The following is a 26,175-nucleotide window of genomic DNA, read 5'->3' as shown; positions in this document are numbered from 1 at the left end:
TAAGGGTCATTACTCAATTGCATCTCTTACCTGTGGACGATTAGATTGGTGGCCATGACACCGGCTCCCCCGATCCCCAAGGCCACCCGGCGACAGCACGATCGGGAGATCGTCGCACTGGCCGTCCCGGCCTTCGGCGCGCTCGTCGCCGAACCCCTCTTCGTCCTGGCCGACAGCGCCATCGTGGGCCACCTCGGCACCGCGCAACTCGCCGGCCTGGGCGTGGCCTCCGCTCTGCTGACCACAGCCGTCAGCATCTTCGTCTTCCTCGCCTACGCCACCACCGCGGCCGTCGCCCGCCGGGTGGGCGCCGGTGATCTCCCGGCAGCCATCCGCCAGGGCATGGACGGGATCTGGCTGGCACTGCTGCTCGGCGCGGCCGTGATCGCCTTCGTCCTCCCCGCCGCCCCCTCCCTCGTCGAGCTGTTCGGCGCCTCCGAGACGGCCGCCCCGTACGCGATCACCTACTTGCGCATCTCCGCACTGGGTATCCCGGCCATGCTGGTCGTCCTCGCCGCGACGGGTGTTCTGCGCGGACTCCAGGACACGAGGACGCCCCTCTACGTAGCCGTGGCGGGCTTCGTGGCCAACGCCCTTCTGAACGTCGGCCTCGTCTACGGCGCGGATCTCGGCATCGCCGGCTCCGCGTGGGGCACGGTCATCGCCCAGTGCGGCATGGCGGCGGTCTACCTCGTCGTAGTGGTCCGGGGGGCCCGTCGGCATGGCGCCTCACTGCGCCCCGACACCGCCGGCATCCGGGCATCGGCCCAGGCGGGTGCGCCCCTGCTGGTGCGCACGCTGTCCCTGCGAGCCGTACTGATGATCGCGACGGCCGTCGCCGCCCGCCTGGGGGACGCGGACATCGCCGCCCATCAGATCGTCCTCTCCTTGTGGAGTCTGCTGGCCTTCGCCCTCGACGCCATCGCCATCGCCGGACAGGCGATCATCGGACGCTATCTCGGCGCCGACGATCCCCACGGCGCCCGAGTCGTCTGCCGCCGCATGGTGGAGTGGGGTCTTGCCGCGGGCGTCGTCCTGGCCCTGCTCGTGATCCTGGCCCGGCCGTTGTTCCTGCCCCTGTTCACCGGGGACCCGGGGGTCAAGGACGCCGCGCTGCCCGCCCTGCTGGTGGTGGCCCTGTCCCAGCCGGTCTGTGCCGTCGTCTTCGTCCTGGACGGCGTGCTGATGGGCGCGGGCGACGGCCCCTACCTGGCCTGGGCGATGGTTCTCACCCTGGCGGTCTTCGCTCCGGTTGCCCTGGTGGTTCCCGCTCTGGGGGGCGGACTCACCGCACTGTGGGGAGCCATGACCCTGATGATGGCGGTCCGGCTGCTGACCCTCTGGCTGCGGACCCGCTCAGGGCGCTGGCTGGTCACCGGTGCGACCCGCTGACGCCGTCACACGAAATCGGCATTTCGTTTCACGTGGAACACCCCCGTTCCGACGCCGACGGACCAGCCGAGGCACGCGGAAGGGGCCGCACCCTTCAGGGTGCGGCCCCTTCTCAGCTCTACGAGCCGAGCGCGGCGATCAGGCCGCGACGACCTCGAGGCTGACCTTGGCGGCAACCTCGGGGTGCAGACGCACGGACGTCTCGTGGGCGCCCAGAGTCTTGATCGGCGAGCCGAGCTCGATACGACGCTTGTCGACCTCGGGGCCACCGGAAGCCTTGATCGCCGAAGCGATGTCGGCCGGGGTGACGGAACCGAAGAGACGACCGGCGTCGCCGGAGCGGACGGCCAGGCGGACCTTGACGCCCTCGAGCTGGGCCTTCACGGCGTTGGCCTGCTCGATGGTCTGGATCTCGTGGATCTTGCGAGCACGACGGATCTGCTCGACGTCCTTCTCGCCGCCCTTGGTCCAGCGGATCGCGAAGTTCCGCGGGATCAGGTAGTTGCGAGCGTAGCCGTCCTTGACGTCGACGACGTCGCCCGCGGCACCGAGGCCGGAGACCTCGTGGGTGAGGATGATCTTCATTTTTCGGTCACCCTTCCCTTATCGCGCCTGGGCGGTGTAGGGCAGCAGCGCCATCTCACGGCTGTTCTTCACGGCCGTGGCGACGTCACGCTGGTGCTGCGTGCAGTTGCCGGTCACGCGGCGGGCACGGATCTTGCCGCGGTCGGAAATGAACTTCCGCAGCATGTTCGTGTCCTTGTAGTCCACGTACGTGACCTTGTCCTTGCAGAAAGCGCAGACCTTCTTCTTCGGCTTGCGCACAGGCGGCTTCGCCATGGTGATTCTCCTGTGTGATCAAGAAGTTGGGATACGGCCCGCCCTCGACCCGAACCGGCCCGGAGGACCGGCCCGAAGGCCTAGAAGGGGGGCTCGTCCGAGTAGCCGCCACCGGCACCGCCGCCGGAGTTTCCACCCCAGCCGCCGCCACCGCCGCCGCCCTGGTTGCCACCGGCGGGAGCGCTGGTCGCCCACGGGTCGTCGGCGGGAGCGCCGCCGCCCTGCTGACCGCCGCCGGGGCCGCCGCCCCAGCCGCCGCCCTGGGCGCCGCCGCCACCACCGCCGAAGCCGCCGCCACCACCCTGGCCACCGCGGCCGGTGGTCTTGGTGACCTTGGCCGTGGCGTTGCGCAGGCTGGGGCCGACTTCCTCGACGTCCAGTTCGTAGACCGTGCGCTTGACGCCCTCGCGGTCCTCGTAGGACCGCTGCTTCAGCCGGCCCTGCACGAGGACGCGCATGCCTCGCTGGAGCGACTCGGCGACGTTCTCCGCCGCCTGACGCCAGACCGAGCAGGTCAGGAACAGGCTCTCGCCGTCCTTCCACTCATTGGTCTGACGGTCGAAGGTGCGGGGAGTGGACGCGACACGGAACTTCGCGACCGCCGCACCGGAGGGGGTGAAGCGCAGCTCGGGGTCGTCGACAAGATTGCCGACGACCGTGATGACGGTCTCGCCTGCCATGGGGGAACCTCTCGGCGGGTTTGCTGCTGCTGGCTGCTGGTGCTGCTACTCGAATCCCGAGACCAGGTGAGCGGGGAAGCTCAGTGGGTCTCGGGGCGGAGGACCTTGGTCCGGAGGACCGACTCGTTCAGGTTCATCTGGCGGTCGAGCTCCTTGACGACCGCAGGCTCGGCCTGCAGGTCGATGACCGAGTAGATGCCCTCGGGCTTCTTCTTGATCTCGTACGAGAGACGACGACGGCCCCAGGTGTCGACCTTCTCCACCTTTCCGTTGCCCTCACGGACGACGGAGAGGAAGTTCTCGATCAGCGGGGAGACAGCGCGCTCCTCGAGATCGGGGTCGAGGATGACCATCACTTCGTAGTGACGCATGTAAAACCCACCTCCTTTGGACTCAACGGCCACGGTCGTTCCGTGGCAGGAGGGTTGTGATGCGTACGCAACGGTATCGGCCGCCACTGACAATCGGGGGTCGCGTAGCGACGTTCCCGCTCTGAGCTGGGCGGAGTCCCTGGCTGTGCCTGGGCAGACACCGGTGCAGACGGTACAGACTACCTGCACACCGGCTTCCGGTTGAAATCCGGCCCCGGAGCCCGTCAGTCTGTACACATCGGGTGTGTATGGCGCTACAGTGCGCCGCTTTCCGCAGGAGGTGCCTCATGGCACAGGCATTGCGACCCAACACCGCCGGTTCTCTCCTCGCCACCGACGGCAGGCCCCATCCGCTTCAGGACACGCTCATGGCCGTCACCCTGGTCCTGGGTGTGGTGGCCTTCGTCACGGCGATGTTCCACAGCCTCCACCTGCTCAGCTCGTGGGCCGGCCTGGTGGGGATCCTCACCGGCGCGTACGGACAGTGGATCTCCGAGACCACCCGTGAGCGCTTCGGCCTGATCCTGGGGCTCGGTGCCTCCGGCGTCGGCTTCTTCCTCGGCATGGCCCACGGCGGCCTCTTCGGCGGCCTCTGGTGACCTGACCGGCGCCGGCCCGGCACCTCCCGCCGGTGCGGCGGACGCAGCCGTGCGGCTCCGGCCGCCGCACCGGCGGGACGCCCCGGCCGTCCACCGGCCGGGGCAAAGGTGCCGTACGCCCAGTCGGGGCGCTCGCAAGGCGCAGTAGGCTTCGGCGCGAGAGCCGGAGCCCCTGTACCCATGGGGACACACCAGCCCGAGGAGCGCCCCGAATGAGCCTGACCCTGAGGACGATCAGCCGCGAGCAGCATCTGGCATACATCCAGAGTCTGCCGGCGGCGAGCCACATGCAGGTTCCGGCCTGGGCAGATGTCAAGGCCGAGTGGCGATCGGAGAGCCTCGGCTGGTTCGACGGCAGGACCGGTGAACTCGTCGGTGCCGGCCTCGTCCTCTACCGCCAGCTCCCCAAGATCAAGCGCTACCTCGCCTACCTGCCCGAGGGACCGGTCATCAACTGGTACGCGCCGAATCTGACCGACTGGCTGGAGCCGATGCTCGCGCACCTCAAGCACCAGGGCGCCTTCTCCGTGAAGATGGGTCCGCCGGTGATCATCCGGCGCTGGGAGGCCTCCTCCATCAAGGCGGGCATCCAGAACCCGGACGTGAAGCGGCTGCGGGACGTGGAGGCCGACTTCATCGAGCCGCGGGCCTTCGAAGTGGCCGACAAGCTGCGGCGCATGGGCTGGCAGCAGGGCGAGGACGGCGGCGCCGGTTTCGGCGACGTCCAGCCGCGCTACGTCTACCAGGTGCCGCTGGCGAACCGTTCCCTCGAAGAGGTCCACAGGAACTTCAACCAGCTCTGGCGCCGCAACATCAAGAAGGCCGAGAAGGCCGGTGTCGAGGTCGTCCAGGGCGGCTATCACGACCTCGAGGAGTGGCAGCGGCTCTACGAGATCACGGCGGTGCGCGACCACTTCCGCCCGCGCCCCCTGTCGTACTTCCAGCGCATGTGGACGGCCCTCAACACCGAGGACCCCAACCGCATGCGCCTGTACTTCGCCCGCCACAACGGCGTGAACCTCTCCGCGGCGACCATGCTGATCGTCGGCGGGCACGTCTGGTACTCCTACGGCGCCTCCGACAACATCGGCCGTGAGTTCCGCCCCTCGAACGCGATGCAGTGGCGGATGCTGCGCGACGCCTACGCCCTCGGCGCGTCCGTGTACGACCTGCGCGGCATCTCCGACTCGCTGGACGAGTCGGACCACCTGTTCGGCCTGATCCAGTTCAAGGTCGGCACGGGCGGACAGGCCGCCGAGTACCTGGGCGAGTGGGACTTCCCGCTGAACAAGTTGCTCCACAAGGCTCTCGACATCTACATGTCGCGTCGCTGATCACCCGTCAGCTGCTTCGATGACGTCGTACGTCCCGGCAGCTCCCCACCTCTGACACACCGCAGCCACGAGAAAGGTTCCAGGTCCGGCCATGGCGCTCACGCTCTACGTCGACACCGCGCGCTGGCGGGCGCACCACAAGCACGTGCAGGAGCAGTTCCCGGGACTCGTCCCGGTCTGCAAGGGCAACGGCTACGGCTTCGGGCACGAGCGGCTGGCGGAGGAGGCCACCCGGCTGGGCTCGGACATCCTCGCCGTCGGTACGACCTACGAAGCCGCGCGCGTCAAGGACTACTTCGGCGGCGACCTGCTGGTGCTGACGCCGTACCGCCGCGGTGAGGAGCCCGTCCCGCTGCCCGACCGGGTCGTGCGGTCGGTGTCGTCGATCGACGGTGTCTACGGCCTCGTGGGCGCGCGCGTGGTCATCGAGGTGATGTCCTCGATGAAGCGGCACGGCATCAGCGAGCAGGACCTGCCGCAGCTGCACGCCGCCATAGAGAACGTCCGCCTGGAGGGCTTCGCCATCCACCTGCCGCTGGACCGCACCGACGGCTCGGACGCCGTCGAGGAGGTCATCGGCTGGATGGACCGGCTGCGCGCCGCCCGGCTGCCGCTGCACACGATGTTCGTCAGCCACCTGAAGGCCGACGAACTCAGCCGTCTGCAGCAGCAGTTCCCGCAGACCCGCTTCCGTGCCCGGATCGGCACGCGGCTGTGGCTGGGGGACCACGAGGCCACCGAGTACCGCGGCGCCGTCCTGGACGTCACGCGGGTCGCCAAGGGCGACCGGTTCGGCTACCGGCAGCAGAGGGCGGCCTCCGACGGCTTCCTGGTGGTCGTGGCGGGCGGTACGTCGCACGGGGTGGGCCTGGAGGCCCCCAAGGCCCTGCACGGCGTCATGCCGCGCGCCAAGGGCGTCGCACGCGCCGGCCTGGCCACGGTGAACCGGAACCTCTCGCCGTTCGTCTGGGGTGGCAAGCAGCGCTGGTTCGCCGAGCCGCCGCACATGCAGGTGTCCATCCTGTTCGTCCCCTCGGACGCGCCTGAGCCGACGGTCGGCGACGAGCTGGTGGCCCATCTGCGTCACACCACCACGCAGTTCGACCGCATCGTGGACCGCTGAGCACCACGACGACGTAAGGCCGTACACGGGTCTCCGTGTACAGCCTTTCACGTGGCCCGCCGGGCTCCGGGGTGTTCGCTCAGGGCGAACCGTCGACGGTGTCCCGCTTGCCCCACTCCACCTGCGGTCCCTCGAAGTGGACCGCGTGCCGGGCCGGACGGGCCACCGCACCCAGGACGAAGACGTCCTCCGCGCCGTCGAGCACCCCGCCCGAGGGATCGTCGTCCCCGGCCTGGCGGACCACGTCCCGCTCGGGCATCAGGATGTCGCGCACCACCATCACGCACAGGTAGAGCGTCCCCAGCAGGTGGACGCCGATCGCCCAGTGATAGCCGTCGGTCGGCAGCCCCTTATGAGCGTCTCCGCTGGTCGTGTAGGCGAGGTACAACCAGATGCCGAGGAAGTACGCCACCTCGCAGGCCTGCCAGATCAGGAAGTCCCGCCACTTGGGCCGGGCCAGAACGGCCAGCGGCACGAGCCACAGGACGTACTGCGGCGAGTAGACCTTGTTGGTGAGGATGAAGGCCGCCACGATCAGGAAGGCCAGCTGGGCGAAGCGGGGGCGCCGCGGAGCGGTCAGCGTCAGCGCCCCGATCCCCAGTCCGCACGCCACGACCAGAAGTGTGGCCAGGGTGTTGACGCTGTCGGTGGTGAGCGGATCGCTGGAGTTCTGGGCCAGGATCAGCCAGAACGACCCGAAGTCGACTCCCCGTTCCTGGCTGAACGTGTAGAACTTCGACCAGCCTTCGAAGGCGAAGAGCATCACCGGCAGGTTCACCACGAGCCAGGCGACGACCGCACCCCCCAGGGCCGTGCCGAAGTCCCGCCACTTTCCCGCTCGCCAGCACAGGACGAACAGCGGGCCCAGGAGGAAGACGGGGTAGAGCTTGGCGGCGGTGGCGAGCCCCAGCAGGACGCCGAACGCCAGCGCCCGTCCGCGCGACCACATCAGCATGGCCGCGGCCGTCAGAGCGACCGCCAGGAGGTCCCAGTTGATGGTGGCGGTCAGCGCGAACGCGGGCGCCAGGGCCACCAGCAGGCCGTCCCAGGGCCGCCGGGCATGCGTGCGGGCCACACAGACGGCGATGACGGCCGCGCACGCCATCAGCATCCCCGCGTTGACCATCCAGTACCACTGGCCCTGGTGCTGGGTGCTGCCGCTGCCCGGTGTCAGCCAGGCGGCCACTTCCATGAACACTCCGGTGAGGACCGGGTATTCGAGGTACTGCATGTCACCGGGGAGCTTGTCGAAGTACGGCACGAGTCCGTCGGCGAATCCGCGCCCCTGGTACAGGTGCGGGATGTCCGAGTAGCACGCGTGCGTGTACTGGGAGACAGCGCCGAAGAACCAGCCGCCGTTGTAGCAGGGCGCCTTCTGGACCAGGCCGAGGGCGAACATCCCGATGGCCACGAGCGCGACCACCCGTACAGGCGACAGCCAGGACGTCCCGGTCAGGGCTCGCCGCCCCAAAGGGCCGCCGATCAGCTCACTGCCGGCCGCGGCCACCTCGTCGTTCCTGGTCGGCTGCACCGGATCAGGCTCGTGCACGCGCGCTGGCGTCGATTCTGCACTGGGCATGGCCCACATCCTGCCGTACAGAGCTAGGAAAACGCCGAGGGCCGCCCTACCTGGTTCGGTGGGACGGCCCTCGTTTCGCGTGAAACGCCCGCATGTTTCACGTGAAACAGCTATGTGCGGCGATTGCCCGACTAACCGCTCGATCCTCCGAAGAAACTACCGCCGTTGCCATTGCCTCTGGTGACGTCACCGGTGTCGCTCGGCGAGGGTGAGGGGCTCGCCGTTCCGGTGCCGCCGTCGGTGTTGCCCCCGCCGTTCGCACCGCCCGAGTTGTTGTCGCAACCGAAGAAGTTGTTGCAGGTGTCGCTCGGGGAGGGCGAGGGCTCAGGCTCTTCCGTCTCGGTAAGACTCGGGGACGGCGAGGGACTCGGCTCCTCACTCTCCGTGACCGACGGGCTGGGCGACGGGATCGGGTCCTCGTTGAGGACCTCACCGATCGGCTCGGGTTCCGGGAAGCTCTTCTTCGGCAGGTTCTTCATGGCCTCAGCCATGTAGTCGTGCCAGATCTCCGCCGGGAACGAAGCGCCGTGGATCTTCTCCTGGCCGCCCGTTCCGAACATCTTCAGGAACGTACGGTTCTTCTTGGTCTCGTCGTCGTCGTACCGGAACATGGTGATCGCGGTCGACAGCTGCGGCGTGTAGCCGACGAACCAGGCCGACTTGTTGCCGTCGGTGGTACCGGTCTTGCCGGCCACGTCGCGGCCGGGCAACTGCGCGGCGGTACCCGTTCCCTTCTCGACCACGGTCTTCAGGATGTCCGTGACGTTGTCCGCGACCTTGGAGGTGAACCCCTCCTGTGTCTCGGTCTTGTGCGTGTAGATCACGCCGTCCTGGCTGGTGACCTTCTGGACCGAGTAGGGGTCGCGCTGCTTGCCGCTGGCGGCGAAGGTGGCGTAGGAGCCGGCCATCCGGATCGCGCTCGGGTCGGAGATGCCGATCGAGAACGACGGGAAGTCGGCGCCGGTGAGGCTGCTCTCCTTGATGCCGGCGTTCACGGCGGCCTGCTTCACCTTGTCCAGACCGACGTCCATGCCCAGCTGGACGAAGGCCGAGTTCACCGACTCGCGCATCGCCTCACGAAGGTCGATCTTGAAATTGGGCGGGCTGCCATGGGAGTACTGGCCGTCGTTGGTCTGCAGCCACTCCTCGCCCTTCTCGTTCTTCCAGACCGTCCCGTCATAGTTCTTGATCTTCAGCTTGTTCTTGCCGCTGAACAGGCTCTTGGGCGAGACGATGGTGCGCTCGTCCTGGGCCTGCGAGGAGCCCAGGTCCTTGTCGCGGACGCCCCAGCTCATCGCCGCCGCGAGGACGAACGGCTTGAACGTGGAGCCCACCTGGGCACCGGTCTGGTCGGCGTTGTTGGTGAAGTGCTTGGTCGCGTCCTCACCGCCGTAGATCGCCTGGATGGCGCCGGTGGCCGGATCGACGGAGGCTCCGCCGAACTGGACGTGGGTGTCCGTCTCGGGGCGCTCCTTCGGCTTGATGTTGGCCTTCTGGACCGCGGAGACGGCCTTCTCCAGCTGCTTGACCTTGTTCCTGTCGAAGGTCGTGTAGATCGAGTAGCCACCCTGCTGGAGCTTGTCCTGCGTGATCCCCGTCTCCTTGCTGTGGGTGATCACGTAGCCGTTGGCGAGGTCGACGAGGTAGCCGGTCTGACCGCTCAGCTGGGTGTTGGACCGCGGGTTCTCCAGCTTGGGCAGCGTGGTGAACGTGGCCCGCTTGGCGGCGTCCAGGTGCCCGTACTCGACCATCTTGTCGAGGGTGTCCTGCATCTGGGCCTGGGCCCGCCTGCGGTTGGCCTCCGGCGTCGCGGCCGCGTCGATGGAGGTGGCGCCTGCGGGGTCGTAGTAGGTGGCGCCCTTCAGCGTGGCGGCGAGGAAGGCGCACTCGCCCTCGTTGAGCTTGATGGCGTCCTTGTCGAAGTACGCGCGGGCGGCGGCCTGGATGCCGTAGGCGTTGCGCCCGTAGTACGCCGAGTTCAGATAGCCCTCGATGATGTCGTCCTTGTCCTCCTCCGCGCCGACCTTTATCGACACGAAGATCTCCTTGAACTTCCGGGAGATCGTCTGGGACTGGTCGTTGAGCATGGCGTTCTTGACGTACTGCTGGGTGATGGTCGAGCCACCCTGGGTCTGTCCGCCCCGCGCCATGTTGAACACCGCGCGCGCGATGCCCTTGGGGTCGATGCCGCTGTCGTCGTAGAACGTCTTGTTCTCCTGCGAGATCACCGCCCAGCGCATCGCCTCGGGGATCTGCGAGAGATCGATGATCTGGCGGTTCGTCTCACCACCGGTGGCGACCATCTGGCTGCCGTCGCTCCAGTAGTAGACGTTGTTCTGCGCGGTGGCGGTCTCGTCGACCTTCGGGATGCCGACCATGGCGTACCCGACGCCCGCCACCGCGACCAGGCTGCCCACGAAGCCGACGAACAGGCCGGTGACGAGCTTCCAGGACGGCACCCAGCGCCGCCAGCCGTCCTTGCCGGCGCGCGGGTAGTCGACCAGACGTTTCTTGCCGGGCGCCGGACGCCCCCTGCCCCGGCCCGGGGGACCGGACGACCCGCCTCGGCCGCCTCCTGTCGGCTCGGCGGCTCTGCGCCGGCCACCTGTACCCCTCTGTGCCCCGCGCCGGGCGTCGGCGCGGCCACCGGACAACGGATCCTCGCCCCCTGGCCCGTGGAAGCCCGACCCGTACGAGTCGGAAGGAGACCCGGTGGCGCCTCGCGGTGCCGCACGGCGGCCGGAGGACGAGCCGGACTGGCCGCGTCGGGCCGCGGCACGTCCGCCTTCCTGCGACTGCGGCGGTTTGCGACGGTGCTCGCTCATCGAACGACTACTCCTCGGGCAGGCGCATCCGTGCGCGCCTGGAAACGGCGGCTGGTTTCCTGTCCCCCCGAAGTACGGATGGGGTCGCTGGCGCATTCACCCGTACCGCACCGGTGAACTCGACGCCCCCCGGCGTCTCGCGAGTCCCGGTGATTTGCATGGCGCACAGACTACGCACCCTCAAAACCCCTCCAGCCCCGAAGTTCATCTCAAACCAGGCAACTTGCCCGCAATGAATCCGTGATGTGATCCCGTTCACTACCGCCCCCCTTGTCCCAGCCACGGGGCCGTTCTATCGTGCTGATGTATCGAGTCGATACATCAGCACGGCATAAGACCGTCAGCGGGCCCGTCACCACGGGTCGCGGGAGAGAGGAGGCGACGATGAGCCGGCGTTCCGGGATCCTCGAGTTCGCCGTCCTCGGACTGCTCCGCGAGTCCCCGATGCACGGCTACGAGCTGCGCAAACGACTCAACACCTCACTGGGCGTGTTCCGTGCCTTCAGCTACGGAACCCTCTATCCCTGCCTCAAGACGCTCGTCGCCAACGGCTGGTTGATCGAAGAAGCGGGAAACAGCCCGGAGGACGCCCCGGCCGCTCCGCTCACCGGACGCCGCGCCAAGATCGTCTACCGGTTGACGGCAGAAGGTAAGGAGCACTTCGAGGAGCTCCTCTCCCAGACGGGCCCGGACGCGTACGAGGACGAGACCTTCGCCGCTCGCTTCGCCTTCTTCGGCCAGACCTCCCGCGATGTGCGCATGCGCGTCCTGGAGGGCCGTCGCAGCCGCCTGGAGGAGCGCCTCGAGAAGATGCGCGCCTCACTGGCTCGCACCAGGGAGCGCCTCGACGACTACACGCTTGAGCTCCAGCGCCACGGAATGGAGTCCGTGGAGCGCGAAGTGCGCTGGCTGAACGAGCTCATCGAGAGCGAGCGGGCCGGACGGGACCTGAAGGGGTCCGGTCCCGGAGGGTCCGCTCAGCAGAACACCACATCTGGATCGACGGGCGGCCTGCCCCGTCCCGGGGACGTCCCCGGGACGGATACGCCCGACGAAACCGCCACGTGAGCGCCCACTCAGGGCCTCACTCGTACACACAGGGAGCAACCGGAATGGGTTCGGTTCGCGTAGCCATCGTCGGCGTGGGCAACTGCGCGGCGTCGCTGGTGCAGGGCGTCGAGTACTACAAGGACGCCGACCCGGCGTCCAAGGTCCCGGGCCTGATGCACGTGCAGTTCGGGGACTACCACGTCGGTGACGTCGAGTTCGTCGCCGCCTTCGACGTCGACGCGAAGAAGGTCGGCCTCGACCTCTCGGACGCCATCGGTGCCAGCGAGAACAACACCATCAAGATCTGCGACGTGCCGAACAAGGGCGTCACGGTCCAGCGCGGCCACACCCTCGACGGTCTCGGCAAGTACTACCGCCAGACCATCGAGGAGTCCGCCGAGGAGCCGGTGGACGTCGTCCAGATCCTCAAGGACAAGCAGGTCGACGTCCTCGTCTGCTACCTGCCCGTCGGTTCCGAGGACGCGGCGAAGTTCTACGCCCAGTGCGCCATCGACGCCAAGGTCGCCTTCGTCAACGCCCTCCCGGTCTTCATCGCCGGCACCAAGTCGTGGGCGGACAAGTTCACCGAGGCCGGCGTCCCGATCGTCGGTGACGACATCAAGTCCCAGGTCGGCGCCACCATCACGCACCGTGTGATGGCGAAGCTGTTCGAGGACCGCGGTGTCCGGCTCGAGCGCACCATGCAGCTCAACGTCGGCGGCAACATGGACTTCAAGAACATGCTGGAGCGCGACCGCCTCGAGTCCAAGAAGATCTCGAAGACGCAGGCCGTCACCTCGCAGATCCCCGACCGCGACATGGGCGAGAAGAACGTCCACATCGGTCCCTCTGACTACGTGGCCTGGCTCGACGACCGCAAGTGGGCGTACGTGCGTCTCGAGGGCCGCGCCTTCGGTGACGTCCCGCTGAACCTGGAGTACAAGCTCGAGGTCTGGGACTCCCCGAACTCCGCGGGTGTCATCATCGACGCCCTGCGCGCCGCGAAGATCGCCAAGGACCGCGGCATCGGCGGCCCGATCCTGTCGGCGTCGAGCTACTTCATGAAGTCCCCGCCGGTCCAGTACTTCGACGATGAGGCCTACGAGAACGTCGAGAAGTTCATCCGCGGCGAAGTCGAGCGCTGATTCGACCGAGCACGGCGCGCAGCCACGACCGAGGGTCGCGCGCCTGCTCGGCACGGCACACCGCGCTGCGTCCGGCAGCGCTGAAATTCGCTCCTGCCAGGGCTGACGAGGGCCCCCGGGTCGTGTGATCCGGGGGTCTCGCCGTATGTGAGGCTGTCCCCCATGGCCGTCGTCCGCGATCTGCGCGTCCTGCTGCGCTTCGGCACCTTCCGGCGCCTGCTCGCCGTACGGCTCCTCTCCCAGTGCGCCGACGGCGTCTACCAGGTCGCGCTCGCGGCCTACGTCGTCTTCTCCCCGGAGAAACAGACCTCGGCCACCGCGATCGCCTCCGCGATGGCGGTACTGCTCCTCCCGTACTCCCTGGTCGGCCCCTTCGCCGGTGTCCTGCTGGACCGCTGGCGCCGCCGCCAGGTGTTCCTCTACGGCAACCTCCTGCGGGCCCTGCTGGCCTCGGTCACGGCCGCACTGATCGTCAGCGACGTTCCCGACTGGCTGTTCTACGTCTCCGCTCTCTGTGTCACCGCGGTCAACCGCTTCGTCCTCGCCGGCCTGTCGGCGGCACTGCCGCGCGTGGTCGACGCCGAGCGCCTGGTCATCGCCAACTCCCTCTCGCCGACGGCGGGCACGCTCGCCGCGATCGCCGGGGGAGGGCTCGCCTTCATGGTCCGGCTGCTGGCCGCCGACTCCGACGCCGCCGTCGTCCTGCTGGGCTCGGCGTTGTACCTGGGCGCCGCCCTGGCGTCCCTGTGCCTGGCGGTGGATCTGCTCGGCCCCGAAAGGGGCCGGATCCCGCCCCGTCTGACGACCACCCTCCGCGGAACGGCCCGCGGTCTGGTGGCCGGTCTGCGTCACCTCGCCGAGCCGGGGCGCCGGCAGGCCGTCCGGGCACTCGGCGCGATCACGCTGATGCGGTTCTGCTACGGCGCCCTGACCGTCATGACGCTGATGCTCTGCCGGTACGCCTGGTCCTTCGCCCCGGAGGAAGGGCTGGCCCTGCTGGGGCTGGCGGTGGGTATCGCGGGCGTGGGCTTCTTCGTGGCAGCCGTGGTGACCCCGTCCGCCACCCGGCGTCTGGGACCGGGCCGCTGGATCGTCGTCTGCTCGGCCGCGGCGGCCGTGCTGGAGCTCGCGCTGATGCTTCCGTTCGCCAAGGCCACCGCCTTCGTCGCGGCTTTCGTCCTGGGGCTCGTCACCCAGGGCGTGAAGATCGCCACCGACACCATCGTCCAGTCCTCCGTGGAGGACGGCTTCCGCGGCCGCGTCTTCTCCCTCTACGACGTGCTGTTCAACGTCGCCTTCGTCGGTGCCGCCGGAGCGGCCGCCGTGATACTGCCGCCGGACGGGCGCTCCACGGCCCTGGTGGTCACGGTCGCCGTTATCTACGGGGCTGTTTCTATGACTATGGCCCAATTTGAGCGCCAGTAAGTGTCACATCAATGCCACAGACTGCCCCTGGACTACAGCGTTGTCAGTGGCGGCCGGTAATTTACGTGCGTCTTACCTCGCGCTTCACGCGCGTCGCACACCTATGTTCTCTAGGGGGACCCCCAGTGACGACTCCGCCGCCCCAGGGCCAGAATCCGTTCGCGCAGCAGGGCCAGCAGCCCTACGGCCAGCCGCAGGGCCAGGCTCCGTACCCGCCGCAGCCCGGCCAGCCCACCGCCCCTTACGGCGCGGTCCCCCCGGCGCCGCCCAGCCGCAAGGTCAGCTTCAAGCTGATCAAGAACATCGTGGTCGTCCTGGCCGTCATCGGTGTGGGCATCGGTGTCTTCATATCGAGCCGGGACGACGCCAACACCGCGGCGGTCGGCGACTGCATGCACCGCGGCAGCACCAACGACAACGACCCCGACCTCGAGGTCGTCGAGTGCAGCTCGTCGAAGGCCCAGTACGTGGTGCTGGCCAAGGTCAAGGGCGACTTCTCCCAGACCAGCGCGGAGACCAAGTGCACGCAAGAGGCCAAGGACTTCCAGTACTCGTACACCGAGACCGGTGACGGCAGTAACTTCCTGCTCTGCCTGAAGGACTACTCAAAGTAAGGCAGTCGCAGAAAAAGGGGCGGTGTTTCACGTGAAACACCGCCCCTCGGCATATCCGGGCGGGGCATGTTTCACGTGAAACATGCCCTCTGCTGCGTACCTCTCAGGCTTCCGTGGCCCACCACTCCCGAAGCGCCACCACTGCCGCGTCGTACTCCATCGGGCCGTTTTCCAGGCGGACCTCAAGCAGGTACTTGTAGGCCTTGCCCACGGCAGGGCCGGGTCCGACACCCAGGATCTCCATGATCTGGTTGCCGTCGAGGTCCGGACGGATCGCGTCCAGCTCCTCCTGTTCCTTCAGCTCGTCGATGCGCTCCTCCAACCCGTCGTACGCACGCGAGAGCGCGGCCGCCCTGCGCTTGTTGCGCGTGGTGCAGTCGGAACGGGTCAGCTTGTGGAGGCGTTCGAGGAGCGGTCCGGCGTCCCGCACGTATCGGCGGACGGCGGAGTCCGTCCATTCACCGGTTCCGTAGCCATGGAAGCGCAGGTGCAGTTCGACCAGACGTGAGACGTCCTTCACCAGTTCGTTGGAGTACTTCAGCGTGGTCATGCGCTTCTTGGTCATCTTCGCGCCGACCACCTCGTGGTGGTGGAAGGAGACCCGGCCGTCCTTCTCGAACCGACGAGTACGCGGCTTGCCGATGTCGTGCAGCAGGGCGGCCAGACGGAGGGTGAGGTCGGGGCCGTTCTCTTCCAACGCGATCGCCTGCTCCAGGACGATCAGCGTGTGCTCGTAGACGTCCTTGTGCCGGTGATGCTCGTCGCTCTCCAGCCGCAGGGCGGGCAGCTCCGGCAGCACGTACTCGGCCAGCCCGGTGTCGACCAGCAGGGTCAGGCCCTTACGGGGATGCGCGGAAAGGATCAGTTTGTTCAGCTCGTCCCGCACTCGCTCGGCCGAGACGATCTCGAGCCGGCCGGCCATCTCGGTCATCGCCGTGATGACCTCCGGGGCGACCTCGAAGTCGAGCTGGGCGGCGAACCGGGCAGCACGCATCATCCGCAGCGGGTCGTCCGAGAAGGACTCCTCCGGCGTTCCCGGCGTGCGCAGCACCTGCGCGGCGAGATCGCGGAGGCCACCGTGCGGGTCGATGAACTCCTTCTCCGGGAGGGCCACGGCCATCGCGTTCACCGTGAAGTCCCGCCGCACCAGATCCTGCTCGATGGAGTCGCCGTACGACACCTCGGGCTTGCGGGACGTCCGGTCGTAGGCCTCCGACCGGTAGGTGGTCACCTCGATCTGGAAGCTTCGATCGACGTCACCGACACGGGCGTCCTTCTGGGCACCCACGGTGCCGAACGCGATCCCGACCTCCCACACGGCGTCCGCCCAGGGCCGGATGATCTTCAGAACGTCCTCGGGTCGGGCATCCGTCGTGAAGTCGAGGTCGTTGCCGAGTCGGCCGAGCAGCGCGTCCCGGACCGAGCCGCCGACCAGAGCGAGTGAGAACCCTGCCTCCTGGAAACGGCGGGCGAGGTCGTCGGCGACAGGAGCCACCCGCAGCAGTTCGCTCACCGCGCGGTGTTGCACCTGGCTCAGGGCACTGAGGTTGTCTTCGTTGGCGTTCGGCACAACAGAAGAGGGTACGTGGCCCGGCACGGCACGGGCGTCCCTATAAAGAGGACGACCACCTCCCTCAATAGCGGCGCAACCGCCATCCTTGATGACATAAGAGGGAATCTCACCCCGCACCTGCGCATAGGGGACGGACTGCCGACCGCACCTGATCTTGCGGAGCAGACCGCGGCACTCAGCCTCAGCGGGCATCGTTACCATGCGTGGACGCACATACCGACGACCACTGACGACGAAGAGGGACGGACGAGCGCGTGGCCGAGGCGGCAGACTTCCCGGGGATGACTCCCTCACCTGCCCGCCGGTGGCTGCGGCGCACCGGAGCACTGCTCGCGGGGGCGCCTCTGCTGGCCGGCCTGCTCCAGCTGCCCGCGTCCGCGGCGCCGGCCGCCGAACAGACCTCCGTCAAGGCTGCCTCCGACACCGGCACGGTCGCCGTCGCCGTCGACTCGCTCGTGCCCAGCGCTCCCACCGAGGGCGACACGCTGACCGTCTCCGGCACGGTGACCAACAAGGGCAAGCAGACCGTCACGAAGGCACACGTCGACCTGCGCCTGGGGTCCGCTCTGACGACCCGCTCGGCGATCGACAGCACCGCCAAGCGTCCCGACGACCTGTCGAGCGCCGCCGGGTCCGAGGTGGGCGGCAAGTACACCGCCGAGTTCGCCGCACTCGCTCCCGGGGTCGCCCAGCAGTTCAGCATCTCCGTACCGGTGGACGAGCTCGATCTCGGGGCGGACGGTGTGTACCCCCTGGGCGTCTCCCTCTCGGGTGAGACGTCCGCGAAGCCGTGGGAGCAGCTGCTCGGCATCCAGCGGACGTTCCTGCCCTGGCAGCCCGACCAGGCCGACACCAGGACCCGTACGACGATGCTGTGGCCGTTGGTGTCCGACGCCCACATGACAGCCGAGACGAGGTCCGACGAACAGCAGACGCCGGTCTTCCTCAATGACGACCTCGCCGCGGAGATCTCACCCGGCGGGCGTCTCGACCAGCTCCTGAGCCTGGGCAGGACCCTCGATGTCACCTGGGTGATCGACCCGGACCTGCTGGCCTCCGTCGACGCGATGACCGAGCAGTACGACATCCTCGCCGGAGACACCACCACAGCCGGCAAGCACCAGGCCGTCGCCGGTCGGTGGCTCGCCGAACTGCAGAAGGCCGTACAGGACAAGCAGGTCGTCGCCCTGCCCTACGCGGACCCCGACCTGGCCTCCCTCGCGCACAGCGGCACCAGCGTGACCGGCTCCCTGAGCCAGCTCAAGGCAGCCACCGACGTCGCCGCCGACACGGTGGAGACCATCCTCCACGTGACCCCCAGCACCGACTTCGCCTGGCCGGTCGAGGGGGCCGTGGACCCGTCGATCGTCAAGGTCGCGACCTCCGCGGGCGCCGACAAGGTGATCGCGCGCAGCGACAGCCTGACGGAGAACGGCGGCCTGTCCTACACGCCTTCCGCGGCCCGCCCCATCGGCGGCGGCACCACCGCGGTGGTGGCGGACGCCCGGCTGTCACAGGCGTTCCGGGGCGATCTGACGACGGCCTCCGCGTCCGTGCTCGCCGTGCAGGAGTTCCTGGCGCAGAGCCTGGCGCTGAACCTCCAGTCGGACAGGCAGCGCAGCATCGTCGTGGCCCCTCAGCGCGTGCCGACCGCGGCCCAGGCCCGGGCGATGGCGGAAGCCGTCACCGCCCTGCAGGGCGGAACGTGGTCGCAGGCGCAGCAGCTCACGGCGGCCGCCACCGCCAAACCCGACCCGGACGCCACGACGAAGGTGCCGTCGCGGTCGGCGTACCCCGGCTCGCTCGCCAAACGGGAGCTGCCGCGGTCGGCCTTCGTGGACATCGCGACCGCGCAGGACCGGCTCGACAACTTCAAGGTGATCCTGACCGACGAGTCCCGGGTGGTGACTCCCTTCGGGCGGGCCGTCAACCGTGAGATGTCCACCTCCTGGCGGGGCCGGACCGCCGCGGCGAGCAGCTTCCGCCAAGGTGTCCAGGCCTACCTCGCCACGCTCGCCGGCCAGGTCAAACTGATCGAGAAGTCGGAGCTGAAGCTCTCCGGGCGCAGCGCCACCATCCCGGTGACCGTGCAGAACAACCTCGTCCAGGGTGTCGACCACCTGGTGCTGCGGCTCACCTCGACCAATCCGACCCGTCTCGAGATCGACGGCAAGGCCTACGACGAGCGGCCCATCGCGGTCTCCGGCGGACACAGCACGACGGTGAAGTTCACCACCTCCGCCAATGCCAACGGCCAGGCGGCGGTCGTCGCCCAGCTGTACACCGAGGACGGCAGGGCCTACGGCGCACCGGTCACCTTCGACGTGAAGGTCACCGAGATCACGGCCACCGTGATGCTCGTCATCGGCGGCGGTGTCCTGCTGCTGGTGCTGGCCGGCTTCCGGATGTACACGCAGCGCAAGCGCGCCGCGGCCCGGCGGGCCGAGGACCACGGCGCCGACGGAACGGAGCCGGCGGCCGACTCCGCCGGTACCGCGCGAGACTCCGAGGGCCGTCCCGACGAGTCGGGCACCCGGTCCGCGACGGACGGCCCGGTGCAGCCGAGTGACGGGACACCGGACACCGCAGCGGGAAACACCGGCCCTTCCGGGACGGGTGAGAGAGTGGACCGTTGAGCATGTCGTGGCCGGACGGCCCGGAACGATGAGGTGGGGTAACCATGAACGCGCCGTACGACGGTGACCGCGGCCAGGCCGCGGGCAGCTCGGGCCACCCCGAGGGTCCGCCGCCCGAGCAGGGCCAGGTGCCGCCGCAGCATCCCGCGGACATGTACCTCCAGGACGCCTACGACCAGGACCCCTACCGGTCCCAGGACCTCACCGCGCAGGACCCGGTCACCGAGGCGCTCTACGATCGTGCCGCGCACCCCCCGCCGCCGCCCGCCGCCCCCTCTCCCCAGCAGCCGCTCTACGGGCAGCCTCAGCAGTCCCCGTACGCGCCCGACCCCCGGGTCTGGGCCCAGACCCCGGCGCCCGAGCCGGAGGGCCCGACGCAGTACCTGCCGTACGGCGACGACCCGCGCACGACCCAGTTCGTGGGTGTGGACGACCTCGTCACGCACTCCGGTGAGGAGCGCCACGAACCCGACGCCTTCGCCCACCTCTTCCGTGACCAGCAGCAGGGCGGCACCCGCTCCCAGACGGACTCGTCCGCGGTACCGGGGCCCGCGCACGCTCCAAGCGTTCCCGGTCCCGCCGCACACCACGGGGCGCCCGCGGCCGTCCGGGCTCCGGGGGTCGAGGGGCCGGCGTCCGGCGTCGACCAGACCATGAACCTCACCGCCACCCCGGCGGCCCCCGCACCGGCCGCGAAGAAGGGCGGGCGGGCCACGGGGCTGCTGAAGTCGAGCGCCGTCATGGCGGCGGGCACGATGGTCTCGCGCCTGACCGGGTTCATCCGGTCGGCGATGATCGTCTCCGCCCTGGGTCTCGGCTTCCTCGGTGACTCGTTCCAGGTCGCCTACCAGCTGCCGACGATGATCTACATCCTGACCGTCGGCGGTGGCCTCAACTCCGTCTTCGTGCCACAGCTCGTCCGTGCCATGAAGGAGGACGACGACGGCGGCGAGGCGTACGCCAACCGGCTCCTGACCCTCGTGATGGTGGCCCTGGCGGCGCTCACCGCTCTCGCGATGTTCGCCGCACCGCTCCTGGTCCGCATGCTGGCGAACCCCGTCGCGAACAACCCCGCGGCCAACGAGGTCGCCGTCACCTTCACGCGCTACTTCCTACCCTCGATCTTCTTCATGGGCGTCCATGTGGTGATGGGGCAGATCCTCAACGCCCGGGGGAAGTTCGGCGCGATGATGTGGACCCCGGTCCTGAACAACATCGTCATCATCGTGACGCTCGGCATGTTCCTGTGGGTGTACGGCACCGCGGCGGACTCCGACATGGGCGTCACGAACATCCCGCCGGAGGGCCAGCGTCTCCTGGGCATCGGCATCCTGCTCGGCCTGGTCGTCCAGGCCCTCGCGATGATCCCGTACCTGCGCGAGACCGGCTTCCGGATGCGGCTGCGCTTCGACTGGAAGGGCCACGGTCTCGGCAAGGCCGCCATGCTCGCCAAGTGGACGATCCTGTTCGTCCTCGCCAACCAGGCGGGCGCACTGGTGGTCACCCAGCTGTCCACCGCCGCCGGCATCGACTCGGGCGTCAAGGGCACCGGTTTCGCCGCCTATGCCAACGCGCAGCTGATCTGGGGCCTGCCGCAGGCCATCATCACCGTGTCGCTGATGGCCGCCCTGCTGCCCCGCATCTCGCGCTCCGCGGCCGAACAGGACGCGGGTGCCGTCCGCGACGACATCTCCCAGGGGCTGCGCACCACGGCCGTCGCGATCGTGCCCATCGCCTTCGGGTTCATCGCGCTCGGCGTCCCGATGTGCACCCTGATCTTCGGCTCCTCGGGTGTCACCGAAGCCACGAACATGGGCTTCATGCTGATGGCTTTCGCCCTCGGCCTGATCCCCTACTCCGTGCAGTACGTCGTCCTGCGCGCCTTCTACGCGTACGAGGACACCCGGACCCCCTTCTACAACACGGTGATCGTGGCGGCCGTCAACGCAGCCGCCTCCGCCGCCTGTTACTTCCTGCTCCCCGCCCGCTGGGCCGTGGTCGGCATGGCCGCCTCCTACGGCCTGGCGTACGCCATCGGTGTCGGTGTCGCCTGGAACCGGCTGCGCAAGCGGCTCGGCGGGGACCTGGACGGTGCCCGTGTGCTGCGGACGTACGCGCGGCTGTGCATCGCCGCCGTGCCGGCCGCCCTGCTCAGCGGCGCCGCCTGCTACGGCATCGCCCAGACCCTCGGTCAGGGTGTGCCCGGCTCCTTCGCCGCGCTGCTGGCGGGTGGGGCCGTCCTGCTCGGCGTCTTCTTCGTGGCCGCCCGACGCATGCGGATCGAGGAGCTCAACTCGCTCGTCGGCATGGTGCGCGGGCGCCTGGGGCGCTGAGCCAGGGGTAGGCGCACAACCATCGTCCGCCGCCGCGTGTCGTGCATAGCGCCGGACTGTGGGCACAATTGGGTTCGGCGTCGGACGGCGCGCACGGGGTCGGACGGCGCGCATGGATGGGGAGGCAGGAACGACGGTGGCGGAACCGAGTACGGCTGCCGTCGACGTGGCGGACAACAGCGGTGACGAGCCGCTGACCGCTCAGGCGGACCAGCCCACGGCCGACGGTGTGGTCAAGAACCGGGAGCGGGACACGGACAGCGACGAGGCACAGGTGAGCGGTGGGGCCAGGGGTCCCGCAAAGGCCTCGGCGCCGGAACTGCACAGCGGCCACAAGCTCGCCGGACGCTACCGGCTCGAGGACTGCGTCACCCGTCTGGACGGCTTCAGCAGTTGGCGTGCGGTCGACGAGAAACTCCGCCGTGCCGTCGGCGTCCACGTATTGCCCTCCGATCACCCCCGCGCCCGTTCCGTCCTTGCGGCGGCCCGGTCGTCCGCCCTGCTCGGTGACCCCCGCTTCGTCCAGGTGCTGGACGCCGTCGAGGAGAACGACCTCGTCTACGTCGTCCACGAGTGGCTGCCCGACGCCACCGAACTGACCACGCTTCTCGCCTCCGGGCCGCTGGAGCCGCACGACGCCTACCAGATGGTGAGCCAGATCGCCTCCGCCATGGCGGCCGCCCACCGCGAAGGACTCGCACATCTGCGGTTGAACCCCAACGCCGTGTTGCGCACCTCCACGGGCCAGTGGCGCATCCGCGGCCTCGCCGTGAACGCGGCGCTGCGCGGCATCAGCTCCGACACCCCCCAGCGCACCGACACCGAGGCGATCGGTGCCCTGCTGTACGCGGCGCTCACCCAGCGCTGGCCGTACGAGAACGACGCCTACGGGCTGTCCGGACTGCCCAAGGACATCGGGCTGATCCCTCCCGACCAGGTGCGGGCCGGCGTCCACCGCGGTCTGTCGGAACTGACCATGCGCGCGCTCGTCAACGACGGGGCGACCGCCTCCCGGCACGAGTCCGCCTGCACCACTCCCGAGGAGCTGGTCAAGGTCATCGGTGAGATGCCCCGCATCCGCCCGCCGGAGCCCGCCTTCACCGCGCCCCCCGAGTACCAGCGCACGACGTACCAGCAGGGCAGTTACGGACGCCCCTCGGCACACCCCGGTGCCACCCAGCCGGTACAGGCCCCGCCGCCCCCGTTGCAGAGCCGTACCGGCAAGGCGCTCAAGTGGGCGGTCTCCGCGCTGCTCATCGCGGCCCTCGGCCTCGGCAGCTGGCAGCTCGCGGACGCCCTGATGGACCAGAGCAACACCGACGACACGAACCAGACGCAGACCACGGACGCCGACGACAACAACAGCACCGCGCCCAAGCCGATCCAGCAGCTCAAGATCCAGGACTCACAGGAGTACGTCGTCAGCGGCTCCGCTCAGGCGCCGGAGGACGTGGCCAACACCTATGACGGCGACGGCTCCACCTACTGGCGGACCAAGCGCTACACCGAGGGCCCGAGCCTGGCTCCGTACAAGCCCGGCGTGGGCATCGTCTACGACCTCGGATCGGCCCAGGAGGTCTCCGCGGCGTCGATAGGTCTCCGGTACACCGGAGACCACACGACCGTGACGCTCTACGCCACGGACTCGCTCACTCCGTCCACGGGCATCAGCGGGATGAAGGAGATCGGCACCGCCGACGCCAGCGGCGCCTCGCTGACGGTGAAGGCGTCGAAGGCGGTGAAGACCCAGTACGTATTGCTCTGGATCACCGCCGTACCGTATGCCCCCACCGATGGTTTCAGCGGCTCCGGCTACAAACAGGCCATCACGGACGTGAAGTTCACGGGCTGAGGTCTCGCCTGAAGGGGAGGGGGTCCGATGGCAGCAGGAGCCGACTACGACGGAATCAGCGATCAGGACCTCCTCACCCGCCACGTGAAGGGTGATCCCGACGCCTTCGGTGAGCTTGTGCTACGCCACCGCGATCGACTGTGGGCCGTGGCCCTGAGAACACTGGGAGACCGCGAGGAGGCCGCTGACGCCGTTCAGGACGCTCTCGTGTCCGCCTACCGGGCCGCCCACACCTTCCGCGGCCAGTCCGCCGTCACCACCTGGCTGCACCGGATCACCGTGAACGCCTGTCTGGACCGAGTCCGTAAGGCAGCCTCCCGCAAGACCTCGCCGGTCGATGACGCCGAGCGCCTGGAGCAGTTGCTGGAGCCGCACGAGTCGGCCTCGGCACCCGCTGAACGCAACGACCTGCACCGCCAGCTCCTCGAAGCCCTCGGCACCCTTCCGCCCGAACAGCGTGCGGCGCTCGTCCTGGTCGACATGCAGGGTTACCCCGTCGCCGAGGCAGCCCACATGCTCGACGTCCCGACGGGCACGGTGAAAAGCCGCTGCGCGCGCGGCAGAGCGAGACTGCTGCCACTGCTCACCCATCTGCGACCGGCGGGCTCCGGCGAGGCGAAGGAAAGCGGCCGGGGACGGAACCGGGCGGAGGGGACATCCGTCCCACCGGCAGCGGGTCCCCCCGACGAGGACTCGGACGGCGTCGAACCCGGCGATTCAGCTGTGGTGAAGGGTGGAGGTGGACGAACGTGACATCGACGGCGGACACGGCCGGACACCCGGACGTAGCGGAGATCTCCGAGCTCACCGAAGGGGTGCTCGCTCCCTCCCGCAGCGCGGAGGTACGCCGACATCTAGACACCTGCGCGCTCTGCGCGGACGTCCACGCGTCACTGGAGGAGATCAGGGGCCTCCTGGGGAGGCTGCCCGAGCCGACACGGATGCCGGACGACATCGCCCGGCGCATCGATGCCGCACTCGCCGCCGAAGCTCTGATCGGCGCCACAACTCCGGAAAACATGGATCCGGCGGGAGCTGTCGTTCCCGGGGTGAGCGGCACTGGTACACATGTTTCACGTGAAACACCGGCGGCGAAGTCGCGGCCCGCAGGGCGTGCTCGTCCTGCTGCCGGCGGCCCCGGTCGGAAGAACCGCCGCCGGGGCGGACGCCGCAGGATGGCCGTTCTGGGAACCGTCTTCACCGTCACCGCGCTGGGCCTAGGGTCCATCCTGGTGTCGTCACTGACCGGCGACGAGGGGCCGGGCACCTCGTCGCCCGACCGGCGAGCCACCGTGGCGGACACGTTTTCGGAGAGCGGGCTGGAGCAGCAGGTCGTCGATCTGCTCGCCGCTTCCCCCACCTCCAGTCCACAGACGCTGGGCATGCAGGGAGAGTCCGGGACCAACAGTCCCCGCGTCTTCCAACAGCCCACGGTGCCCGGCTGTGTCCAGAAGGGCATGCACCGAAAGGACACGGCCCTGGCCGTGGAGAAGGGGACCTATCAGGGGAGAGAAGCTCTCCTGGTCGTCCTCCCCGACAGTTCCGACAGCACGCGGGTCACCGCCTACCTCATGGATGCGACCTGCGTCAGGAGGCCGTCGTCCGGCACGGCGGAGATCCTCCTGAAGGACTCCTACACTCGCCGTTGACGCCTCCGGCATCGTCTCCGCCGTACGTGGTATCCCGTACGGTGTCGGCCCCTTGGTGTGCCCGGACACACCGGGAATGCACGCCCCTTAGGATCCGTTGGGTGGGGTGAGAGTTCCCAGAAGCTCCCCCGGTCGATCGACACAGACCAGAGACGAGGAATCAAGCCGTGAGCGACGTCCGAAACGTGATCATCATCGGCTCCGGGCCCGCCGGCTACACGGCGGCGCTCTACACCGCCCGCGCTTCGCTGAAGCCGCTGGTGTTCGAGGGAGCCGTCACCGCGGGCGGCGCCCTGATGAACACCACCGAGGTGGAGAACTTCCCCGGCTTCCAGGACGGCATCATGGGCCCCGAGCTCATGGACAACATGCGCGCTCAGGCCGAGCGTTTCGGTGCCGAACTGATCCCCGACGACGTCGTCTCCGTCGACCTCACCGGTGAGATCAAGACCGTGACCGACACGGCCGGCACCGTCCACCGGGCCAAGGCCGTCATCGTCACCACCGGATCCCAGCACCGCAAGCTCGGCCTGCCCAACGAGGACGCCCTCTCCGGCCGCGGTGTCTCGTGGTGCGCCACGTGCGACGGCTTCTTCTTCAAGGACCAGGACATCGCCGTGATCGGCGGCGGTGACACCGCCATGGAGGAGGCCACCTTCCTCTCGCGCTTCGCCAAGTCCGTGACGATCGTCCACCGCCGTGACACCCTGCGGGCTTCCAAGGCGATGCAGGAGCGTGCCTTCGCCGACCCGAAGATCACGTTCGTCTGGGACAGCGAGGTCGCCGAGATCCAGGGCGACCCGAAGCTGGCCGGCCTGAAGCTGCGCAACCTCAAGACCGGTGAACTCTCCGACCTTCCGGTGACGGGTCTGTTCATCGCGATCGGCCACGACCCGCGCACCGAACTCTTCAAGGGCCAGCTCGACCTGGACGAGGAGGGCTACCTGAAGGTCGCCGCCCCGTCCACCCGGACGAACGTGACGGGCGTCTTCGCCGCCGGCGACGTCGTCGACCACACCTACCGTCAGGCGATCACCGCGGCCGGCACCGGCTGCTCCGCCGCTCTCGACGCCGAGCGCTATCTCGCCGCCCTCGCGGACGAAGAGCAGGCCGAGCCCGAGAAGACCGCCGTCTGACTTCCTCCCTCCCCACCGC

At 68.8% G+C, this 26,175-nt stretch carries 21 protein-coding genes; 14 read left to right on the top strand and 7 right to left on the bottom strand.

Annotated features, from left to right (window positions below; translation table 11 throughout):
• Positions 1-54 precede the first annotated feature (54 nt).
• Complete coding sequence (locus ACZ5FU_RS11135; protein WP_469045245.1) at positions 55-1,392, top strand: MATE family efflux transporter; 1,338 nt, start codon at positions 55-57, stop codon at positions 1,390-1,392.
• Positions 1,393-1,530: 138 nt separating this feature from the next.
• Here ACZ5FU_RS11135 and rplI read toward each other — a convergent pair whose 3' ends face one another.
• The 4 genes from rplI to rpsF all read right to left on the bottom strand — a co-directional run bounded on the left by rplI (position 1,531) and on the right by rpsF (position 3,283).
• Positions 1,531-1,977 carry a 50S ribosomal protein L9 gene (rplI, locus tag ACZ5FU_RS11130; RefSeq protein ID WP_363092325.1) on the bottom strand — a complete coding sequence of 149 codons (447 nt, stop codon included), beginning with the start codon at positions 1,975-1,977 and terminating at the stop codon, positions 1,531-1,533.
• Between the two features lie 18 nt (positions 1,978-1,995).
• Positions 1,996-2,232: a 30S ribosomal protein S18 gene (gene rpsR / locus ACZ5FU_RS11125; protein ID WP_020130672.1), complete on the bottom strand. Its 237-nt coding sequence runs from the start codon at positions 2,230-2,232 to the stop codon at positions 1,996-1,998.
• Positions 2,233-2,312: 80 nt separating this feature from the next.
• Entirely contained in the window at positions 2,313-2,912 is a 600-nt protein-coding gene (locus ACZ5FU_RS11120; protein WP_451528774.1) for a single-stranded DNA-binding protein, read from the bottom strand.
• Between the two features lie 80 nt (positions 2,913-2,992).
• Positions 2,993-3,283 carry a 30S ribosomal protein S6 gene (rpsF, locus tag ACZ5FU_RS11115; RefSeq protein WP_006604399.1) on the bottom strand — a complete coding sequence of 97 codons (291 nt, stop codon included), beginning with the start codon at positions 3,281-3,283 and terminating at the stop codon, positions 2,993-2,995.
• Between the two features lie 287 nt (positions 3,284-3,570).
• Between rpsF and ACZ5FU_RS11110 the strand changes: the two genes are divergently transcribed.
• From ACZ5FU_RS11110 to ACZ5FU_RS11100, 3 genes are all read left to right on the top strand, one after another.
• Positions 3,571-3,882, top strand: a complete 312-nt coding sequence (locus tag ACZ5FU_RS11110; RefSeq protein WP_451528773.1) for a hypothetical protein — start codon at positions 3,571-3,573, stop codon at positions 3,880-3,882.
• Between the two features lie 212 nt (positions 3,883-4,094).
• Entirely contained in the window at positions 4,095-5,216 is a 1,122-nt protein-coding gene (femX, locus tag ACZ5FU_RS11105; RefSeq protein ID WP_451528772.1) for a peptidoglycan bridge formation glycyltransferase FemX, read from the top strand.
• 91 nt (positions 5,217-5,307) lie between these two features.
• A complete protein-coding gene (locus tag ACZ5FU_RS11100) occupies positions 5,308-6,339 on the top strand; it encodes an alanine racemase (protein ID WP_451528771.1) in 1,032 nt (343 codons plus the stop codon).
• A 79-nt stretch (positions 6,340-6,418) separates the two neighbouring features.
• Here ACZ5FU_RS11100 and ACZ5FU_RS11095 read toward each other — a convergent pair whose 3' ends face one another.
• Complete coding sequence (locus ACZ5FU_RS11095; protein WP_451780713.1) at positions 6,419-7,918, bottom strand: glycosyltransferase family 87 protein; 1,500 nt, start codon at positions 7,916-7,918, stop codon at positions 6,419-6,421.
• A gap of 131 nt (positions 7,919-8,049) precedes the next feature.
• Positions 8,050-10,743 (bottom strand): transglycosylase domain-containing protein, encoded by a 2,694-nt coding sequence (locus tag ACZ5FU_RS11090; RefSeq protein WP_469045244.1) that lies wholly within the window; start codon positions 10,741-10,743, stop codon positions 8,050-8,052.
• A 384-nt stretch (positions 10,744-11,127) separates the two neighbouring features.
• Here ACZ5FU_RS11090 and ACZ5FU_RS11085 point away from each other — a divergent pair, with 384 nt between their 5' ends.
• The 4 genes from ACZ5FU_RS11085 to ACZ5FU_RS11070 all read left to right on the top strand — a co-directional run bounded on the left by ACZ5FU_RS11085 (position 11,128) and on the right by ACZ5FU_RS11070 (position 14,977).
• A complete protein-coding gene (locus ACZ5FU_RS11085) occupies positions 11,128-11,811 on the top strand; it encodes a PadR family transcriptional regulator (RefSeq protein ID WP_469045243.1) in 684 nt (227 codons plus the stop codon).
• Positions 11,812-11,855: 44 nt separating this feature from the next.
• On the top strand, positions 11,856-12,938 hold the full coding sequence (locus tag ACZ5FU_RS11080; protein ID WP_451528767.1) for an inositol-3-phosphate synthase: 1,083 nt from the start codon (positions 11,856-11,858) through the stop codon (positions 12,936-12,938).
• Positions 12,939-13,100: 162 nt separating this feature from the next.
• On the top strand, positions 13,101-14,363 hold the full coding sequence (locus ACZ5FU_RS11075; RefSeq protein WP_469045242.1) for an MFS transporter: 1,263 nt from the start codon (positions 13,101-13,103) through the stop codon (positions 14,361-14,363).
• 125 nt (positions 14,364-14,488) lie between these two features.
• Positions 14,489-14,977 carry an LppU/SCO3897 family protein gene (locus tag ACZ5FU_RS11070; protein ID WP_451528765.1) on the top strand — a complete coding sequence of 163 codons (489 nt, stop codon included), beginning with the start codon at positions 14,489-14,491 and terminating at the stop codon, positions 14,975-14,977.
• A 103-nt stretch (positions 14,978-15,080) separates the two neighbouring features.
• Here ACZ5FU_RS11070 and ACZ5FU_RS11065 read toward each other — a convergent pair whose 3' ends face one another.
• The gene (locus ACZ5FU_RS11065) at positions 15,081-16,547 is read right to left on the bottom strand and encodes a CCA tRNA nucleotidyltransferase (RefSeq protein ID WP_469045241.1); all 1,467 of its coding nucleotides are present in this window, start codon (positions 16,545-16,547) and stop codon (positions 15,081-15,083) included.
• Positions 16,548-16,804: 257 nt separating this feature from the next.
• Here ACZ5FU_RS11065 and ACZ5FU_RS11060 point away from each other — a divergent pair, with 257 nt between their 5' ends.
• The 6 genes from ACZ5FU_RS11060 to trxB all read left to right on the top strand — a co-directional run bounded on the left by ACZ5FU_RS11060 (position 16,805) and on the right by trxB (position 26,156).
• On the top strand, positions 16,805-19,186 hold the full coding sequence (locus ACZ5FU_RS11060) for a DUF6049 family protein (RefSeq protein WP_469045240.1): 2,382 nt from the start codon (positions 16,805-16,807) through the stop codon (positions 19,184-19,186).
• A gap of 44 nt (positions 19,187-19,230) precedes the next feature.
• Positions 19,231-21,519 carry a murein biosynthesis integral membrane protein MurJ gene (murJ, locus tag ACZ5FU_RS11055; RefSeq protein WP_469045239.1) on the top strand — a complete coding sequence of 763 codons (2,289 nt, stop codon included), beginning with the start codon at positions 19,231-19,233 and terminating at the stop codon, positions 21,517-21,519.
• Positions 21,520-21,655: 136 nt separating this feature from the next.
• On the top strand, positions 21,656-23,371 hold the full coding sequence (locus ACZ5FU_RS11050; protein ID WP_469045238.1) for a protein kinase family protein: 1,716 nt from the start codon (positions 21,656-21,658) through the stop codon (positions 23,369-23,371).
• A gap of 27 nt (positions 23,372-23,398) precedes the next feature.
• The gene (sigM, locus tag ACZ5FU_RS11045) at positions 23,399-24,124 is read left to right on the top strand and encodes an RNA polymerase sigma factor SigM (protein WP_451528760.1); all 726 of its coding nucleotides are present in this window, start codon (positions 23,399-23,401) and stop codon (positions 24,122-24,124) included.
• 422 nt (positions 24,125-24,546) lie between these two features.
• Complete coding sequence (locus tag ACZ5FU_RS11040; protein WP_451528759.1) at positions 24,547-25,020, top strand: hypothetical protein; 474 nt, start codon at positions 24,547-24,549, stop codon at positions 25,018-25,020.
• A 167-nt stretch (positions 25,021-25,187) separates the two neighbouring features.
• A complete protein-coding gene (gene trxB, locus ACZ5FU_RS11035; protein ID WP_451528758.1) occupies positions 25,188-26,156 on the top strand; it encodes a thioredoxin-disulfide reductase in 969 nt (322 codons plus the stop codon).
• The last annotated feature ends 19 nt before the right edge of the window (positions 26,157-26,175 follow it).

The organism is Streptomyces sp. NPDC031554, from assembly GCF_055580685.1.
The sequence above is the reverse complement of the archived record's forward strand: the minus strand, read 5'-3'. Positions and strand labels throughout refer to the sequence as shown.